This window comes from Mesorhizobium sp. M2E.F.Ca.ET.209.01.1.1, from assembly GCF_004010375.2.
Lineage (GTDB): Bacteria > Pseudomonadota > Alphaproteobacteria > Rhizobiales > Rhizobiaceae > Mesorhizobium.
Genome location: NZ_SADP02000824.1, coordinates 1 through 271, shown reverse-complemented (window position 1 = coordinate 271; position 271 = coordinate 1). Strand labels below are relative to the sequence as shown.

The following is a 271-nucleotide window of genomic DNA, read 5'->3' as shown; positions in this document are numbered from 1 at the left end:
GCCCGACCAGCAGTGCTTTGCGCGATACCGTGGCGGTGGCTAAAGCCAGCAGCGGGCCGCCGATGGCGATGCCGCAGGCATAGCCGGAGACGAGATAGCCGGCGGTCGGCACCGAAACGCCAAGGCCCTGCGCCACCTCGGGCAGCACGCCGGCGATGACGAATTCGGTGGTGCCAAAGGCGAAAGCGGCAAGGAAAAGGGCAATCAACGGCAGCATGACGCAAAGGCTTGATTTGAATGCAGCGCTTCAAACAAGGGACGCGCGCTGCCG

At 64.6% G+C, this 271-nt stretch carries 1 pseudogene; it reads right to left on the bottom strand.

Features of this window, described 5'->3' with window-relative positions:
* A pseudogene (locus tag EN852_RS38065) lies at positions 1–217 on the bottom strand (MFS transporter); the annotation flags it as partial.
* Positions 218–271: the final 54 nt, after the last annotated feature.